The organism is Rhodococcus sp. 27YEA15, from assembly GCF_049739425.1.
Taxonomy (GTDB): Bacteria; Actinomycetota; Actinomycetes; order Mycobacteriales; family Mycobacteriaceae; genus Rhodococcus_F.
In genome coordinates this window covers 2,242,437-2,260,659 of the sequence record NZ_JBMHHW010000001.1, presented here as the reverse complement: position 1 = coordinate 2,260,659, position 18,223 = coordinate 2,242,437, and the positions used below count along the sequence as shown (strand labels likewise).

15 protein-coding genes are annotated in these 18,223 nt (G+C 65.4%); 13 read left to right on the top strand and 2 right to left on the bottom strand.

The window, feature by feature from the left end:
* The first annotated feature begins 150 nt into the window (after positions 1–150).
* The 4 genes from ABH922_RS10365 to gndA all read left to right on the top strand — a co-directional run bounded on the left by ABH922_RS10365 (position 151) and on the right by gndA (position 5,431).
* Positions 151–540: a BlaI/MecI/CopY family transcriptional regulator gene (locus ABH922_RS10365; protein ID WP_424806843.1), complete on the top strand. Its 390-nt coding sequence runs from the start codon at positions 151–153 to the stop codon at positions 538–540.
* Between the two features lie 49 nt (positions 541–589).
* On the top strand, positions 590–1,543 hold the full coding sequence (locus ABH922_RS10360) for a M56 family metallopeptidase (RefSeq protein ID WP_424806842.1): 954 nt from the start codon (positions 590–592) through the stop codon (positions 1,541–1,543).
* Positions 1,544–1,892: 349 nt separating this feature from the next.
* Positions 1,893–3,761, top strand: coding sequence for a DEAD/DEAH box helicase (locus ABH922_RS10355; protein WP_424809621.1), 1,869 nt, complete (start codon positions 1,893–1,895; stop codon positions 3,759–3,761).
* A 212-nt stretch (positions 3,762–3,973) separates the two neighbouring features.
* Entirely contained in the window at positions 3,974–5,431 is a 1,458-nt protein-coding gene (gndA, locus tag ABH922_RS10350) for an NADP-dependent phosphogluconate dehydrogenase (RefSeq protein WP_424806841.1), read from the top strand.
* Positions 5,432–5,528: 97 nt separating this feature from the next.
* Here the strand turns inward: gndA and ABH922_RS10345 are convergent, their stop codons facing one another.
* Positions 5,529–6,002: a MarR family winged helix-turn-helix transcriptional regulator gene (locus ABH922_RS10345; RefSeq protein WP_424806840.1), complete on the bottom strand. Its 474-nt coding sequence runs from the start codon at positions 6,000–6,002 to the stop codon at positions 5,529–5,531.
* Between the two features lie 95 nt (positions 6,003–6,097).
* Between ABH922_RS10345 and ABH922_RS10340 the strand changes: the two genes are divergently transcribed.
* The 9 genes from ABH922_RS10340 (at position 6,098) to ABH922_RS10300 (ending at position 17,665) form a co-directional block, all read left to right on the top strand.
* Complete coding sequence (locus ABH922_RS10340) at positions 6,098–8,227, top strand: MMPL family transporter (RefSeq protein ID WP_424806839.1); 2,130 nt, start codon at positions 6,098–6,100, stop codon at positions 8,225–8,227.
* Between the two features lie 89 nt (positions 8,228–8,316).
* Positions 8,317–9,810, top strand: a complete 1,494-nt coding sequence (locus ABH922_RS10335; protein ID WP_424806838.1) for a DEAD/DEAH box helicase — start codon at positions 8,317–8,319, stop codon at positions 9,808–9,810.
* Between the two features lie 5 nt (positions 9,811–9,815).
* The gene (locus ABH922_RS10330) at positions 9,816–10,697 is read left to right on the top strand and encodes a DMT family transporter (RefSeq protein WP_424806837.1); all 882 of its coding nucleotides are present in this window, start codon (positions 9,816–9,818) and stop codon (positions 10,695–10,697) included.
* A gap of 3 nt (positions 10,698–10,700) precedes the next feature.
* On the top strand, positions 10,701–12,137 hold the full coding sequence (locus ABH922_RS10325; RefSeq protein ID WP_424806836.1) for a GuaB1 family IMP dehydrogenase-related protein: 1,437 nt from the start codon (positions 10,701–10,703) through the stop codon (positions 12,135–12,137).
* Positions 12,138–12,447: 310 nt separating this feature from the next.
* Entirely contained in the window at positions 12,448–13,833 is a 1,386-nt protein-coding gene (locus tag ABH922_RS10320) for a hemolysin family protein (protein ID WP_424806835.1), read from the top strand.
* Positions 13,826–14,914, top strand: a complete 1,089-nt coding sequence (locus tag ABH922_RS10315; RefSeq protein WP_424806834.1) for a hemolysin family protein — start codon at positions 13,826–13,828, stop codon at positions 14,912–14,914. Before ABH922_RS10320 ends, ABH922_RS10315 begins: the two co-directional genes overlap by 8 nt.
* 3 nt (positions 14,915–14,917) lie before the next feature.
* Positions 14,918–15,790, top strand: a complete 873-nt coding sequence (locus tag ABH922_RS10310) for a 3-methyladenine DNA glycosylase (RefSeq protein ID WP_424806833.1) — start codon at positions 14,918–14,920, stop codon at positions 15,788–15,790.
* Positions 15,791–15,836: 46 nt separating this feature from the next.
* Complete coding sequence (locus ABH922_RS10305) at positions 15,837–17,180, top strand: CoA transferase (protein WP_424806832.1); 1,344 nt, start codon at positions 15,837–15,839, stop codon at positions 17,178–17,180.
* A gap of 44 nt (positions 17,181–17,224) precedes the next feature.
* The gene (locus tag ABH922_RS10300; RefSeq protein WP_424806831.1) at positions 17,225–17,665 is read left to right on the top strand and encodes a PaaI family thioesterase; all 441 of its coding nucleotides are present in this window, start codon (positions 17,225–17,227) and stop codon (positions 17,663–17,665) included.
* Positions 17,666–17,848: 183 nt separating this feature from the next.
* On the opposite strand, the gene ABH922_RS10295 is transcribed toward ABH922_RS10300, so the two are convergent.
* Entirely contained in the window at positions 17,849–18,178 is a 330-nt protein-coding gene (locus ABH922_RS10295) for a hypothetical protein (RefSeq protein ID WP_424806830.1), read from the bottom strand.
* Positions 18,179–18,223: the final 45 nt, after the last annotated feature.

Here is an 18,223-nt window from a genome sequence, read left to right as displayed (position 1 = left end):
TACTTTCTCCTGAAACGGCCGACGGCGTGTTCGGTCCTGTCACTACGGTAACCGGCCGGGTGACGACTATGGCTAATACCACACCCACTCGCGGATGCTTACTACCACCAGTAGTACGTATTTCGTCGTGGAAGTCCGTAGAATCGTGGGATGGCAGGTCTAGGTGAACTCGAACGTGCAGTCATGGATCATTTGTGGTCCACCACGGAACCCCAAACCGTTCGACAGGTGCACGAAGCTCTCGCGACTCATCGTGAGCTGGCGTACACGACCGTCATGACGGTCCTACAGCGACTCGCGAAGAAACATCTGGTCATCCAACAGCGCGACGACCGTGCGCACCGGTACCTCCCGGTGAACAAGCGCGAGGAACTGGTCGCCAGCTTGATGGTCGACGCCTTGGCTCAGGCACCGGAGTCCGGTGGCCGCGCGGCAGCGCTCGTGCATTTCGTGGGGCAGGTCAACGCCGACGAAGCCGACGCCCTTCGCGAGGCATTGGCAGCACTGGAAATGCGTGAGTCCGCGAAAAGGGACGGATAGCCCGAGTTTTCTAGGTTGCGCAGAGTTCGTCGTGCATGATGGGTAGGTCATGAACGCCACCACCGCGCTGGTTTTCGGCCTGCTGGCTTTGCTGCTCGCCGGCCCGATCCCGGCACTCCTCAGTCGAGCCACCTGGCCGTATCGCGCGCCTCGGGCCGCTCTCGTCCTGTGGCAGGCGATCGCCCTGGCTGCGGTGCTGTCCGCTTTCAGTTCCGGATTGGCCATTGCCAGTCAGCTACTGGTGCCCGGGCCCGACGGCCGCCCGACCACCGCCCCTACTGCGGAAATCGATGCACTGGGCCTGCCACTGTGGACCTTGTACGTCGTCATCTTCGCGCTCACCTTGCTCATCGGGGCCAAGCTGATATTTTCCGTCGTCCAGGTCGCCGTGCGCACCCGACGGCGCCGATCGCGGCATCGGGTACTCGTCGATCTCCTCGACCACTGTGCGATGCCCGCGTCGTTCGAGCGGACCTCGGATTTGCGTGTTCTCGACGTCGACGAGCCGATCGCCTACTGCCTGCCCGGGCTTCGCCAACGCGTCGTACTCAGCCAGGGGACGCTGCAAAATCTCGAGCAGACCGAGATCAAGGCGATCCTCACCCACGAACGCTCGCATCTGCGCGCCCGCCACGATCTGGTCCTCGAAGCCTTCACCGCCGTCAACCACGCCTTTCCCCGTTTTGTTCGTAGCAAGTCGGCGCTCGGATCGGTACAGCTGCTCGTCGAACTGCTCGCCGACGATTCCGCTGTCCGTGTCACCGGCCCCGCTCCCCTGGCTCGCGCTCTGGTCGCCTGCGCCGGATCGACCGCTCCGCGCGGCGCCATGGCTGCCGGTGGGCCGTCCACGTTGATCCGGGTTCAGCGACTCTCCGCCGGCGATCCCGACCCCCGTATCTCCGCGATTGCGTATTTGAGTGCCATCGCGATCCTGGTGGTGCCGACGCTGGCCGTGGCGGTGCCGTGGCTGACCGAGCTTCGCCTGCTCTTTCACGCGAGTTAGCCCTTGACCACGAAAACTCGGTGTAGTAGTGGACGTCACAGTGCACTCGATCTGACTCGAGCCTGGTCCGTGGCGTACAGTAGTACTCGGCCACCATCGTGGTCAGTCAACATTTAACGGCACACAGCCCAATTCCCCGCAAAATGCGTTCGGATTGCCAGGTGACATGTGCCCTGGCTCGTCCCTTTGCGAACTGTGTCGTGTAAATCAGCATGGCTTCTTCCGCGCCGCGACGTGCCCGTAGTCCGGAGAGGTTTCAAGCGTGACCAACGCTGTTCAAATTCCCGCTGTTCAAATTCCCGCTGTCCACACCCCGTCTTCCCAGAACATTTCCGACGACGCCGTCGTCATCGACACTCCTGGTGCCGAGCAGGCAGCAGTGGCAGCGGAGCCCGGCATCACCTTCGCCGAGATCGGTCTGCCCGAGCAGCTCGTCGCCGCACTCGCGCGCAACTCCATCACCAGCCCCTCGCCGATTCAGGCGCAGTCCATCCCGGACGCGCTGGCAGGCGTGAACGTCCTCGGCCGTGCCCAGACCGGTTCGGGCAAGACCCTCGCCTTCGGACTGCCGATGCTGACTCGCCTTTCACGCCACGAGGATCGGCCGGCTGCGAAGCGCCCCCGCGCTCTCGTTCTCGTTCCCACCCGTGAACTCGCATTCCAGGTGGTCGATTCCCTGAACTCGTACGCCGGTGCGCTCGGGCTGACCGTCCGCCCCGCCGTCGGCGGCACGCCGTTCACCAAGCAGGTCGATCAGCTTCGTCGCGGCGTCGACGTCCTCGTCGCCACCCCGGGCCGCCTCGGCGACCACCTGCGTCAGGGCACCTGCATCCTCGATTCGGTGGAGATCACCGCTCTCGACGAGGCCGATCAGATGGCCGACATGGGCTTCCTGCCCGAAGTTCGCTCGATCCTCGGCGAGACCCCGGCCGACGGACAGCGCCTGCTGTTCTCGGCGACCCTCGACCGTGAGGTCCAGTCGCTGGTTCGCCAGTTCCTGGCCAACCACGTCACCCACTCCACCGAAGACGGCCGCGCGAGCGTCGACACCATGGAGCACTACGTTCTCCTCGTCGATCGAGGGCAGAAGGACGCCGTCCTCGCCGAGATCGGTGCTCGCGACGGTCGCACCATCATGTTCGCCCGCACCAAGCTCGGTTGCGAAGGCATCACCGATCGCCTGCGTGCAGTCGGCATCGCGGCCGAGTCGCTGCACGGCGGCAAGGCACAGAACCAGCGCACCCGCGTGCTGGAGCGGTTCAAGAACGGCCGGACCCCGGTCCTCGTCGCAACGGACGTCGCTGCTCGCGGTATCCACGTCAACGGCATCGATCTGGTCGTTCACGTCGATCCCCCGGCCGATCACAAGGACTACCTGCACCGGGCCGGTCGTACCGCGCGCGCCGGCGAGAAGGGCACCGTCGTCGCCATCGTGCTCCCCAACCAGAAGCGTCCGTTCAAGCGTCTGACCGCCATGGCCGGCGTCAACGCCGCCGCCGTTCCCGTCACCCCGGGTTCGGCCGAACTCGCTCGCATCACCGGCGCGAAGAAGCCCACGGGAGAACCTTTGCGCGAGAGCTCTTCTCGTGGTGAGCGTTCCTTCGGCGGCGGCGGATCGCGCGGATATCAGGGCAACCGCGAAGGTGGCTACCAGGGCACCCGGTCGTCCGGCGGCTACCAGGGCAACCGGTCCTCGGGCAGTGGTTACCAGGGCAACCGCGACAGCAGCGAAAGCCGCGGCGGCTACCAAGGTGGACGCAGCTCGGGTAGCGGGTACCAGGGCAACCGAACCTCCGGCGGCTACCAGGGTAACCGTGACAGCAGCGAAAGCCGCGGCGGCTACCAGGGTGGACGCAACTCCGAGAACCGTTCGTACGGTGACCGCGACAGCCGTCCCGCCACCGGCTACCAGGGCAACCGGTCCTCGGGCAGTGGTTACCAGGGCAACCGCGACAGCAGCGAAAGCCGCGGCGGCTACCAAGGCAACCGTAGTTCCGAGAGCCGTTCGTCGGGTGGGTACCAGGGCAACCGCGAAAACAACCGCTCCTACGGCGACCGCGACAGCCGCCCGTCCGCCGGCTACCAGGGCAACCGGACCTCCGGCGGCTACCAAGGTGGCCGCGAGAACAGCAGTGCATCGACCGGAGGCGGCTTCCGTAGCCGCACCGATCGTCGTAGCTACGACGGCTTCGACGGCCCGAAGCGCGATCAGCGATAATATCGGCGCTGAGCTGGGCTTTTACAACTGAACACCGAACATGTTCCGGCCTGGCCGGAAGCTGTGTCGAGACGGATGCAGGTCACTGCAATTAAAGTGATCTGCATCCGTGTTTTGTACGCACGGTCTGATGTTCACGTCGTGGTGGCAGCATTCGCTGCTCTGCCACGGCAGGATTTCACAGCCGCGGACCGAAAGGGAAAGCTGTAAGTATGTCAACCTCTAGCACCGAATCACCCCGAGCTCAGATCGGCGTCACCGGTCTGGCCGTGATGGGTTCGAATATTGCCCGCAATTTCGCCCGCCACGGTCACACCGTTGCCCTGCACAACCGCAGCATCGCCAAGACCGATGCCCTGATCTCCGAGCATGGTTCCGAGGGCGATTTCGTGCGCACCGAGACCGTCGAGGAATTCGTGGCCGCGCTGCAGAAGCCGCGCCGCGTCCTGATCATGGTCAAGGCAGGCGATCCGACGGATGCCGTCATCGAAGAGCTCGCCGACGCGATGGAGCCCGGCGACATCATCATCGACGGCGGCAACTCGCTGTACACCGACACGATTCGCCGTGAAGCCGCGGTCCGCGCTCGCGGGCTGCACTTCGTCGGCGCCGGTATCTCCGGTGGCGAAGAAGGCGCCCTCAACGGTCCCTCGATCATGCCGGGCGGCCCGAAGGAGTCCTACGAGGCTCTCGGCCCCCTGCTCGAGTCCATCTCCGCTCACGTCGACGGCACACCGTGCTGCACGCACATCGGCCCGGACGGCAGCGGCCACTTCGTGAAGATGGTGCACAACGGCATCGAGTACGCCGACATGCAGCTCATCGGCGAGGCCTACAACCTGTTCCGTGACGCGCTGGGGTACGACGCCGGTCAGGTAGCGGACGTCTTCACCGAATGGAACAAGGGCACGCTCGAGTCGTACCTGATCGAGATCACCGCCGAGGTGCTCCGACAGGTGGATGCCGAGACGGGCAAGCCGCTGGTCGACGTCATCGTCGACGCCGCCGAGCAGAAGGGCACCGGCCGCTGGACGGTTAAGTCCGCTCTGGATCTGGGTGTGCCGGTCACCGGCATCGGTGAGGCCGTGTTCGCGCGCGCCCTGTCGGGTTCACGGACGCAGCGTCAAGCCGCGCAGGCACAGGGGCTCGCGTCGGGCAACCTCGGTGAGAAGCCGGCCGATGCCGAGCAGTTCGCCAAGGACATCCAGGCAGCGCTGTACGCGTCGAAGATCGTGGCGTACGCGCAGGGCTTCGACCAGATCACCGCTGGTAGCGCCGAGTACGGGTGGGACGTCAAGCGTGCCGACCTGGCGACCATCTGGCGCGGCGGTTGCATCATCCGGGCGCAGTTCCTCAACCGCATCAAAGATGCGTTCGACGAGAACCCGCAGCTCGAGAGTCTGATCTTGGCTCCGTACTTCCGGGAGGCGATCGAGGCAGGCATCGACAGCTGGCGCCGGGTGGTTGCCACCGCGACGCTGCTCGGCATTCCGGTTCCGGCGTTCGCGTCGTCGCTCTCGTACTACGACGGTCTGCGGGCGGAGCGTCTGCCTGCCGCGTTGACGCAGGGCCAGCGCGACTTCTTCGGTGCGCACACCTACGAGCGCATCGACAAGCCGGGCAAGTTCCACACGCTGTGGAGCGGTGACCGCAGCGAGATCGAGGCCTGAGCGCTTTCGCAGCATGATCGTGCGGGGCGGTACACCGAACGTGGTGTACCGCCCCGCACGTCTGCGGGGCGTGTCACCGAACCGGAGGTCGGCACGGTCACGGTTGTGATCGGAGTTCCTCGACGTGCGCACGCATTGCCTCGACGAGGACCGTGAATACGCGGTGCGCGGCGGCGAGGTCGGCGTCGGGTAGATCCGCGAGGGCCGCGTTGGTACGAATGCCCAGTGGGCCGAAGAAGTTTCGGGCCACATCCATGCCGTGCTCGGCGTAGCGAAGTATGACTTTACGACGATCGTGAGTGTCCTTTTCCCGGCGAATATGTCCGGACTCGATCATGCGCTCGACGAGGTAGGTCATGGCCGCCGAGGAGAGCCCGAGTCGAGTTCCCAGTTCTCCCGCCGTGAGCGGGCTGCCTTCGACATCGGCGACCATGATGAGGATCAGTGCCCGAAAGTCGTTGGGCCGCAGTTTGTGCCGAGATCCGAATGCGCGTCCGATCTCCTCCGAGACAGCGGAGAGCGCGCGAACATCGGACGAGATCTTCGATTCCCATTCGTTGCGAATCGGCACAGTTGTCCTTCCATCGGGTGCCGTCACGGTTGCGTGACTCGTCACCGCATTATCTCTCAGTTGCTTAATGATTCAGTTGATGAAATTGTTTGCAGATGGACAGTACCCGCCGCCCGGTCGTCTCGTGGAGCAGCTTTGCGCGCGTTGTCACCGACCGTCGCTCCTGGGCGCTCGCACTTGTCGTGCTGGTCCTGTCGGTGGCGTTCACGATCGGCGTCGGGAAGAACGACTCAGCCGGAAACGCACCGTCGTCGGTCCCGCCCGACGCCGAGTCCGCGCGGGTGAGCGAACTCCTCACCGAATTTCCCGGGGCCGACACCGCGCCGGTACTCGTTGTCGTCAGCAGGATCGACAGCGCTGCGCTGACGCCGGCCGATCTGGAGGCAGCACAGCAGACGGTGGACCGAGTGCACGACGTCGCAGACACACCGAGCACTGCGCCGATGATCCCCGCACCCGATGGAAAGGCGGTACTCGGGCCCGTTCAGATCGATGCATCACTGTCGGGACTGGCACTCGATGATCTCGTCGGCACACTCCGTTCGGCGGCGGGCGACGGACTTCCGGACGGACTGCGAGTCGCGGTCACGGGCGGACCGGCTTTCGGTGCCGACATCGCCAATTCGTTTGCCGGCGCCAATGTCCTGCTCCTCGCGATCACCGCGATCGTGGTCGCCGTGCTGCTCGTGCTGACCTACCGCTCCCCCGTGCTGTGGCTGGTGCCGTTGTTCGTAATAGGGATGGGCGATCGCGTGGCAACCTCGGTGGGGACCGCACTTGCCGACGTCACCGGACTCTCGTTCGACGGATCCACATCAGGCATCACCAGTGTGCTGGTCTTCGGCGCCGGAGCCAACTACGCCTTGCTGCTGATCTCCCGATACCGCGAGGAACTTCGCAACGAACCGGACCATCGAGCGGCCCTGGCGCGAGCTGTCCGTCATGCGGGCCCCGCCATCGTCGCGAGCAACGTCACGGTGGTACTGGCGTTGCTGACGTTGCTGTTGGCGATCCTGCCCAGCACTCGAAGCCTTGGGGCCTTGTCTGCTGCGGGGTTGGTCGTCGCCGCGGTCTTCGTACTTGTGGTGTTGCCGCCGCTCCTGGCGGTGTGCGGGCCGAGATTGTTCTGGCCGTTCGTTCCCGGTCCTGACGACAAGGACACGGCCACTGCGGGGCCCTGGTTCGCCGTCGCCGCGGCCGTCGCGCGCAACCCGCGACGCACGGCCTCGATCACGATCGTCGCCTTGATCGCGGGCGCCATGGCGCTGTTCGGCACCGAGATCGGTCTCTCACAGACCGAACAGTTCCGCGTTCGCGCCGAGTCCGTCGAGGGTTTCGAGACGTTGGCCGAGCATTTCCCGTCGGGGTTGGCTGATCCGATGATCGTGGTCGCGCACACCGAGTTCGCATCGGCCGTCGAGTCCGTGCAGGCCGCCGAGGGCGGCGTCGAATCGTTCGCCAGAGTCGCCGACTCGAACACGGGGTGGACCCGGTGGTCCGTCGTCACCGACACCGCACCTGCCTCGGCCGAGTCGTTCGCCGTGGTGCAGAGCCTTCGCGGCGCCTTCGCCGCCGTTCCTGACGCGCTGGCACAGGTGGGAGGCAGCGATGCTCAGGCATTGGACACCAGAGATGCCGCCGCCCGAGATCGCGTGGTGATCGCGGCCGCCATCCTCACGGTCGTACTCGCCGTCCTGGTCGTCCTTCTGCGCGCGGTGGTCGCCCCGCTGCTGCTGGTGGCGACGACCGTACTGAGTTCACTCGCCGCTCTCGGTATCGGCAGCTGGGTCAGTGCGCACCTGTTCGGTTTTCCCGCACTCGCCGACAACGTCCCGTTGTATTCGTTTTTGTTCCTGGTCGCGATCGGTGTGGACTACACCATTTTCCTCGTCGTCCGAGCGAGGGAGGAAACGCCGCGTCACGGCACTCGCGCGGCGATCGTGCGCGCGGTGGGGGCAACCGGTGGGGTCATCACCAGTGCGGGCATCGTCTTGGCTGCTGTGTTCTGCGTGCTCGGAGTTCTGCCGTTGATCACGTTGACGCAGTTGGGAATCATTGTCGGTCTGGGAATCCTGCTCGACACCTTCGTCGTCCGCACACTCGTCGTTCCGGCCCTGTTCACCATCGTCGGCCCCCGCGTATGGTGGCCCGGTCGCATCGACTCGGGCAGATCGGATCTGGTGGCGCCCGGCGGCAGGTCCCCCGAGGCCACCGATCGGCGATGACCCGAATCTTCCCACGGTTGGCATCAACGGCCGCATTGCGGCGACACGTCGTGTTCTGCAGCCCGGTTCGCAGGCGGTAACCTGGACGTATGCCGAAACCGACGTTGGACTCGCCCGCTGCAACCGAAGGGCCTTCGTTCATCGACCTCGGAATCCCCGCCGTGATGGTGCACGCGTTGCGCCGGAGCGGAATCGACGCACCGTTCCCGATTCAGGTGGCGACCATCCCCGACGTCCTCGCAGGCCGCGACGTGCTCGGACGCGGGGCGACCGGGTCGGGAAAAACGCTGGCATTCGGGCTGCCGATGCTGGTGCGACTCAAGGGCGGCGCCGGCAAACGTAACCGTCCGCGTGGGATCGTGCTCGCACCGACGCGTGAGCTTGCGGTACAGATCCACAAGGCTCTCGACGACGCGGCGATCGAGGTGGGGCTGCGGGTCGCCAGCGCGGTCGGCGGTATTCCGATCAAGCGCCAGGCCGACATCCTCGCCCGTGGGGTCGATCTGCTGGTGGCAACGCCCGGCCGGTTGATCGATCTGATCGAGCAGGGTTCGGTACTGCTCGACGACGTCGTGATCACCACCATCGACGAAGCCGATCACATGGCCGATCTCGGTTTCATCGACGAGGTCGCGAAAATCCTCGATGCCACACCGAAAGACGGTCAGCGCCTTCTTTATTCGGCCACGCTGGACGGCAAGGTCGACGATCTGGTCTCCGGGTACCTGCGTAACCCGGCCTCCCACGCCACCGCTCCCCCGATCGCGTCGGTGATGGCGATGGAGCACCACCTGCTGTACGTGGACGCCGCCGACAAGCGGTCGGTGACAGCGCACATCGCCTCCCGCGCCGGCCGCACCATCATGTTCGTCAAAACCAAGCACGGCGTCGACCGGTTGGCGCAGCAACTGCATCTGATCGGAGTGTCCGCCGGTGCCCTGCACGGCGACAAGACACAGAACCAGCGCACCAAGACCCTCGAGTCCTTCGCGGACGGCACCACACCGGTGTTGGTGGCCACCGACGTCGCGGCGCGGGGTATCCACGTCGACGGCATCACCCTGGTCGTGCACGTCGATCCGCCGGCCGAAGCCAAGGACTACCTGCACCGGGCCGGCCGTACCGCACGGGCCGGTGCGGCGGGCGTCGTCGTCACCATCGTCACCGACGACGAGCGGGCAGTCGTGGAGAAGCTGACCAAAGCGGCAGGCATCACGGCACACGGCGTTCGGGTACGCCCCGACGATCTCGAACTGACCCGCATCACCGGCGCCCAGGAGCCCACCGGTATCCCGGTCGCCGCCCCGGACACCACCGTCGCCGTGACGCACACCGCCAAGCGGGGCCGTCAGGAACACGACACCGCCGGTCGGACAGCCGTCGGGGGGCGGATGAAAAAGACCGGTGACACACGGGCCGTCGCGTCTCGCCGTGTCACCGATCCGAAATCGGTGAAGAAGATCCGCGCCGACGGCACCCCGGTGCCCACGCGTTCGGAGCGACTCGCATCCAAGGGTCTGACGCCTCGTACCGGTGCCGGTCGGCGTGGCGGCGGACATCAAGGCGGCAAACGCGCACACTGACCGTCATGGGCGCTCTTCCATTGATCTCGATTCTCTGCGCCCTCGCCGCGGCGCTGTTGTTCGCGTGCGCGTCGGTGGCGCAGCAGAGCGCGGCGTCGGCGGTGCCGGAAGACGGCGCGCTCATCTCCACGCTGATCCGCACTCCGCGCTGGTGGGCCGGACTGGTGGGCGACGGCGGCGGATACGTCATGCAGGCCCTCGCCCTGGCGATGGGGTCGGTCCTGGTGGTGCAACCGTTGATCGTCGCATCGCTGCTGTTCGCGTTGCCGTTGTCGGCGAAGTTCTCCGGTATCAGGATCACCCGCTCGGCGTGGTCGCTGGCGATCCTGCTCGCGGCGGCGTTGGCGGTGTTCCTGGTGGTCGGCGATCCCACCGAAGGTAACGAGAACGCGCCGTGGTCGACGTGGACGCTACCGCTCGCCCTCACCGTCGCAGTGGCTACCGTCGCCACCCTCGCGGGCCTGTCGAAACTCGACAGCAATTGGCGGGCACTTCTTCTCGGCTCGGCAGCCGGAATCTTCTACGGTGTCGCCGTCGCCTTCACCAAGTACGTGACGGATCTGTTCGGGCACGGGCTCGGCGGTGTGCTCACCGCTTGGCAGACGTGGGCTCTGATCGCTTCCGGCATCCTCGGCGTCTACCTGCAACAACGCGCCTTCCAGGTGGGTCCGCTGTCCGCGTCGCTACCCGCCCTGACCATCGGCGAACCCATCGCCGCGATCTTCCTCGGCATGACGGTGCTCGGCGAACGTCTGCGCGTCGACGGCGCTGCTCTGGCCCTCGTCACGGTCTCGGTGATCGTCATGATCGCCGCCGCCGTCGGCCTGTCCCGCTCCCAGGCTCGCGATACCGCAGGCGTAACCGGCCCGTCGCCGGTACCCTCGTGAAACGTGCAGTTCCTCGACGGGCAACGCCCCCCATACGACCTGACCTACGACGACGTGTTCCTCGTCCCCAACCGGACCGAGGTGACATCGCGATTCGACGTGAACCTCACCTCGTCGGACGGTTCGGGAACCACGATCCCCGTCGTCGTCGCCAACATGACCGCCGTTGCGGGTCGCCGGATGGCGGAAACCGTCGCCCGACGCGGCGGACTGGTGATCATCCCCCAGGACGTTCCCACCGAAGCGGTGGCCGATACCGTCGCCTTCGTCAAGAGCCGGCACCTGGTGGCCGACACCCCGGTGACCCTCGGTCCCGACGATTCCGTCTCCGACGCACTGGCGCTGCTCCCCAAACGAGCCCACGGCGCCGTCGTGGTCATCGAGAACGGTAAGCCTCTCGGTATCGTCACCGAAGCCGCCTGCGCCGACGTCGACCGATTCACCCGTCTGCGCAGCGTCGCGGTCACGGACTTCGTCTGCGCCCCGGTCACCGCCACTGCGCGCGAGGTGTTCGAGCTTCTCGACGCCGCCCACGACTCGCTCGCCGTCGTCGTCGAGGCGGACCGAACGCTGGCCGGTGTGCTCACTCGGACCGGTGCGGTGCGCGCCGGTATCTACACTCCCGCCGTCGACGCCCACGGCGCTCTGCGGGTCGCGGCGGCAGTCGGCGTCAACGGTGACGTAGGAGCCAAGGCGAAAGCTCTCGTCGACGCCGGAGCGGACGTCATCGTCGTCGACACCGCTCACGGCCACCAACAGCGCATGATCGACGCTCTCACCACATTGAAGGCACTCGATCTCGGTGTTCCGCTGGTCGCGGGGAACGTCGTCTCCGCCCAGGGCACCCGCGACCTGATTGCCGCAGGCGCCGACATCGTCAAGGTGGGCGTCGGCCCGGGTGCGATGTGTACGACGCGCATGATGACCGGCGTCGGTCGCCCCCAGTTCTCCGCGGTGGCCGAATGCGCCGCCGCGGCGCGGGAACTCGGTAAACACGTGTGGGCCGACGGTGGCGTTCGTCACCCCCGCGACGTCGCCCTCGCCTTGGCAGCGGGTGCGTCGAACGTCATGATCGGCTCCTGGTTCGCCGGCACGTACGAGTCCCCCGGCGACCTGAAAGTCGATCAGGCCGGCAATGCGTACAAGGAAAGTTTCGGGATGGCCTCCAAACGTGCCGTCGCCGCCCGCACCGCCACAGAGACCGCGTTCGACCGCGCCCGCAAGGGCCTGTTCGAGGAAGGAATCTCCAGTTCCCGCATGCGGTTGGATCCGGAGCGTCCCGGCGTGGAAGACCTGATCGACCAAATCTGTTCCGGAGTGCGCAGCACGTGCACCTATGCAGGTGCCCGCTCACTCGAGGAACTGCACGAGAAGGCTGTTCTGGGCGTGCAGTCGGCGGCCGGATTCGCCGAGGGGCGGCCACTTCCGTCCGGTTGGTGAACCACGGTCGGCGTGACGTTGCGGGTGCTCGGGTCTGTACGACCGGGCACTCGCCGCTATCATCGGAATCTGCAATACACACGAACAACATCGGTCGGGTGTCCTTCGGGAGCCCGACCGAACCGCTACAGCCGAGAGGACTCTCGGCTTCGACGAAAGGAACCCGGTGCCCGAGGCACCCACACATTCATCCGGCGCAACATCTGTCGTCGTATCCGAGGAATCATCTGATTCCGCTGGTTCGGAGGGCTCCTCTAGCGAGCCGGGAGACAAACCCGGCGGCTCCAACCCGTACAGGCGGCGATGATCCATGGACGTCGTCTTCACCATTCTCAGCCTTCTCGGCTTCATCGCGCTCACTGCAGGCACTGCCCTGTTCGTGGCGGCGGAATTCTCGCTCACCGCGCTCGAACGCAGCACCGTCGACGAGGCCGCCCGTGGCGGCGATCTACGCGCCCGCCAGGTCCAACACGCTCACAAGACGTTGTCGTTCCAGCTGTCCGGCGCTCAGCTGGGTATCACGATCACCACGCTGATCACCGGTTACCTCGCCGAGCCCGTCCTCGCACGGTTCATCACCCCCGTCGCGACAGCGGTAGGGCTCGGTGAATCCGCCGCATCCACCACATCGCTGATCCTGGCGCTGGTGCTCGCGACGTCGTTCTCGATGATCTTCGGTGAACTCGTCCCCAAGAACCTCGCGATCTCGCGGCCCATGCCCACTGCCCGCGCCACCGCCGGTCTGCAAGCCGGTTTCTCGCTGATCTTCAAATGGGCGATCAACGGGCTCAACGGAACTGCCAATTTGATCGTGCGCCGCCTGGGTATCGAACCTGCCGAAGAACTACGTTCGGCACGCTCACCACAGGAGTTGGGTTCGTTGGTGCGCACGTCCGCGCAGCGAGGGTCCATCGACAAGGGCACCGCGCTCCTGGTGGATCGGTCGCTGCAATTCGGTGACCGCACCGCCGAGGAATTGATGACACCACGAGTGAAAATCGAATCCCTCGAGCTCTCCGACACCGTCGCCGACCTCATCGTCACCGCCTCTCGCACCGGATTCTCCCGATTTCCGGTGGTGCGCGGTGATCTCGACGACACCGTCGGCGTCGTGCACATCAAACATGCCTTCACCGTGCCCGCCGAACGCCGGCTCACCACCCGTGTCGATCGGCTGGCTCGCCGAGTGCCGGTGGTTCCGTCGAGTCTGGACGGTGATGCAGTCATGGAACGCATCCGCTCCGACGGTATGCAGGTTGCCCTGGTGGTGGACGAATACGGCGGAACTGCCGGCATCGTCACCATGGAAGATCTCATCGAGGAAATCGTCGGCGACGTCCGTGACGAACACGACCGTCCCGAACTCGACGTCCAGCGGATCGGCGATGGCTGGTCCTGCTCCGGCCTGCTACGTATCGACGAGGTCAACACCGCCACCGGGTACACCGCCCCTGACGGCGACTACGACACCCTCGGCGGTCTGGTGCTCACCGAACTGGGCCGTATCCCCGTCGACGGTGACGAAGTCGAACTTCCCGACGTCGACCCATCCGGCGATTCACGCGGGAAGTGGATAGCCCGCGTCACCCGAATGGACGGACGCCGCATCGACCGCGTCACCATCACTCCGGTACCGCCGGAGACCGAACCCGAATCAGCAGCTGAACGCGACGAGAAGGAGTCCGGCGATGAATAACCTCTTCGGAGTTCTCCTGACCGTGGTTCTGCTGGCCGGTAACGCGTTCTTCGTCGGCGCCGAGTTCGCACTGATCTCGGCCCGCCGCGACCGCCTCGAAGCGTTGGTGGCGCAGGGCAAGAAGCGTGCCTCTACGGTCATCAAAGCAGGTGAGAATCTGTCGCTGATGCTTGCCGCCGCACAGTTGGGCATCACCATCTGCTCGATCCTGCTCGGTAAGGTCGCCGAACCGGCCATCGCACATCTGCTCGAGGTGCCGATGGAAGCGATCGGTCTGCCCGACGGACTGCTACATCCGATCTCGTTCGCGATCGCGCTGTCGTTGGTGGTGGTGCTGCACATCCTGCTCGGTGAGATGGTCCCGAAGAACATCGCGCTGGCAGGCCCGGAGAAGACCGCCATGCTGCTCGTGCCGATCCATCTGGCCTTCATCAAGATCGCCCGGCCGATCATCGCGTTCTACAACCTCTGTGCCAACGGAATACTCAAACTCCTGCGCGTGGAACCGAAGGACGAGCTCGATGTCACCGTCTCCGCGGTGGAGCTGTCGGCGATGATCGGTGAATCCCGATCGGAGGGCTTGATCGACGCCGAGGAGCATCGACGCCTCAAGCAGGCCCTCGAATCCACCGATCGCACCGTCGTCGAGGTGCTGATCACTCTGGACAAGGTCCGGACCATCCCCCTGACACAGTCCGGAACCACGCTCGGCGAGATCGAGCGGGCGGTCATCGAGACCGGGTACTCCCGGTACCCGGTGCAGGCCACCGACGGCACCCTTGCCGGCTACGTCCACCTCAAGGACGTCCTCGACGAGGTCCTCGACGAGGCGGCCGGACCGGATACCGTCGTACCCACCTCCGATATCCGCCCGCTGCCGTTGATTCCGCTCAGCACCCCCCTGGCGGAGGCGTTGGCCGGTTTGCGACGAGCGAGCTCGCACCTGGGCGCCGTCACCGATTCCGACGGTGTCGTCATCGGCATCGTCGCCCTCGAAGACCTCCTCGAGGAGTACGTGGGCACGGTCCGTGACGGAACGCACCGCGGAACCGACGCAGTTCCCGGTCAACGGAGCAGCTGACCGATGACGCGTTCGGTGCTCGCACTCGCTCGCGGCGAGTGGACGGCTCGGCGGGCACTGCACCTCGAGAAGGTGGAGTCGCTCGTCGAGCCGCACCGTGCGCGTCGTAGTGCGGGTATCAGTCATCCCGTGCACGATTTCCTGTTCACCTACTACAACTTCAAGCCTGCGCAGCTTCGGCGCTGGCATCCCGGATACGGGGTCGCTCTGCACCAGGGAGCGGAGTACGCCGAATACTCCGGATACCGCGTCGACGACCACGGTTGCGCCACTGTCGACACCTCGGTGTTGGAGCGTCGCAGGCATACTGTCGAATTCGTGGCAGATCTCCTGAACCGAACGTCTGCGCGGCCTGCGGTGCTCGGTTGCTTCGGATTGCACGAGTGGGCGATGGTCTACCGCGGCGGCGAGGACGCGATCCGGCACCAGTCGGTGCCGCTACGGCTCGGGTCCGCCGGCACCGACGCCGTCGTGGAATCCCTGCCGCTCAAATGCACCCACTACGACGCGTTCCGGTTCTTCACCCCCGACGCCGCACCGAAGAATGCGCTGCCACTGGCCCGCGACACGCAGATCGACCACGAACAACCCGGCTGCCTGCACGCCGGAATGGATCTGTACAAGTGGAGCTTCAAACTTCTGCCGCTGGTCGATTCGGATCTGGTGATGCGCGCCTTCGAGCACGCCCTCCTCGCCCGCGAACTCGACATGCGCGCCAGCCCCTACGATCTGAGCGCGTACGGCTACACCCCCATTGCCATCGAAACTCCCGGTGGGCGTGCCGAGTACGTCCGCAGGCAACAGGAATTGGCCGAGCGCGCGACACCGCTTCGAGCGGCGCTGATCGAACAGTGCCGAGCCCTGCTCGATCGGTGAGCTGATTACTCGCGAGGCCGGGTGCACCGAATCGAAAGGACCGGTCATGGACGACGGTTTCCAGCACTACCTCGACGAGTACCACCGCGACATCGGAATTCAGGCCGCACACGCCTGCGTCGACTGCCCCGATTCCGAAGGCTTCCTTGCCGCGCATCTGCCGGTATTCGACTTGGCCGCCGGTTCCGTGGCCGCCTACGCCGCCGCGATCACCCGAGCCGCACCCGAGACCGCACCTCGGTGGCGACTCGATCCCGAACGCATCGCCGCCTCGTTCGCCAGTGATCGGCTCATCCGCATCGACGGCCAAGCGGTGTCCGGTTTCTCCGAGTACTCCGGCTTCTTCACTGCCGCCGACGGATGGGTTCGCACGCACGGTAACTATCCACATCACCGCGACAGATTGCTGGCCATCCTCGGTCTCGACAGCACTGCCACCACAGCATCTGTCGCCCAGAAGATCTCATCTCTCGACGCCGTCGAGGTGGAGCAGCGCGCCGTCGACGCCGGGGCAATCGCCGTTCGAGTACGCACCGAGGCGCAGTGGCGGGCCGGTGAACAGAGTGCCGCAGCCCGATCGGCGCCACTGGTCACCGTCCGCACCCGCGGCACGGGTTCTGCCACGCCCCGCTCGCCAGGCATAGGCCGACCCCTCGACGGCATCAGAGTCCTCGACCTCACCCGCGTCATCGCCGGACCCGTCGCCACCCGGGCACTGGCATTGCTGGGCGCCGACGTCCTGCGCATCGACCCGCCGGCAATCCCGGAAATCGAGTGGCAACACCTCGACAACGGGCAAGGGAAACGATCGACCCTCCTCGACCTGAAGACCACCGGCGGACATGCCACCTTCCTCGGCCTGCTCGAGGACGCCGACGTGCTGGTGACGGGATACCGGCCGGGCGCTCTCGAGGCACTGCTGGGGCAGGAACTGCCCGGCCATCTGGTGCACGGCCGGGTCAGCGCCTGGGGATGGGACGGGCCGTGGGCGGATCGGCGCGGATTCGACAGCATCGTGCAGGCCGCGTCGGGGATCTCGTTCCTCGAAGGCGGTGAACGACCGGGAGCGCTACCGGCTCAGGCCCTCGATCACGCCACCGGATACTTCCTGGCCGCCGCGATCGTCGACGCGTTGACATTGCGAAACAGCGATGGTCACGGCCGCGATGTCGACCTCGCCCTGGCCAGTACCGGCGCCAGACTGCTCGACGCGCCGGGGCGAACCCTCGATCCGGGTGCGCCCACCACCCCCGGTCCGCGCGTCACAGCCACCCACGGAAAAGTCACCGCGACGCGGCCGGCCCTCGTCGAGTTCGACGACTATCCCCAGCAGGCTCGCCCGTGGGGCGCCGATCGTGCCGAGTGGGCGCACCGAGCGCATCGCCGGTGACGTTCTGTGAGGAGTACCACTTCACGGAAGCAAGGAACTCCACTATGGCTACCCCCACCCTCGAAGAACTGCAGACGGTCATGCCGTTCGCGAACCATCTGGGCATCACGATCGACTCCGCCACGCCGGAACTGGTCACCTGCACGTTGCCCTGGCGTGACGAACTCACCACTGCGGGTTCCGCACTCCACGGCGGTGCACTGCTGACGCTCGCCGACAGTGCCGGTGCAATCCTGGCATTCCTCAACCTCACCCCCGGCACCACGACGACAACCACCACCTCGACAACCAATTTCCTCCGCGCGGCACGCACCGGACGGCTGACCGCCCGCAGTACCCGTCAAAATCGGGCGATCTGTGATCGTCGTCAACACCACCGTCGTCGACGAACAGGGCCTCGCCGTCGTCACCACCATTCAGACGCAGCGAGTACTGGCTCTCTGATTCCTGCCACCTCGGTGGCACCTCCGCAATTTCTGAGTTGAGATGATCCGAGCGCGCTGGAGCCAGATCTTCCGTGACTCACCTCGAAGGAGGCCGGGTAGCCCTACTGCGCCCGCCTACTATTTCAGCAGCATTCAGGAATTACCGACCGCCGCTCTGACGGGGTGCATGGACGACGATCCGATACGAGCAACCGTGTTCGTCGGTGCCGTGGACTGGTCGGTCTACAGCTCGTAAGCCTGATCGAAGTGAGCGGCATTGGCCTTGTCCACCTGGCTGTAATACCGGATGCACTCCACAAAATAGTCTCGCATTTCCGTTACCACCTTAATGTGGCTCTCGAGAGCGCTTTTCAGCGAATCCGTGTCCGCGAACGCCTTGTCCGTGAATTTGGTAGCCATATCCTTGCCCGACTGCAAGGTCCCGAATGCATTTCCTATCTCCAGGTCTTTCAATTTTTGCATCTGAGACTTGTAGCTGGATATAAGCTTGTCGCATGCGTCTCGCAATTTCTTCGAGGTTTCGTAATCCAGATAAAAATCGTCGTCAGACATAACGACCCTTCATTAGCTTCCGCGTACTGGAAAACTACATACGTG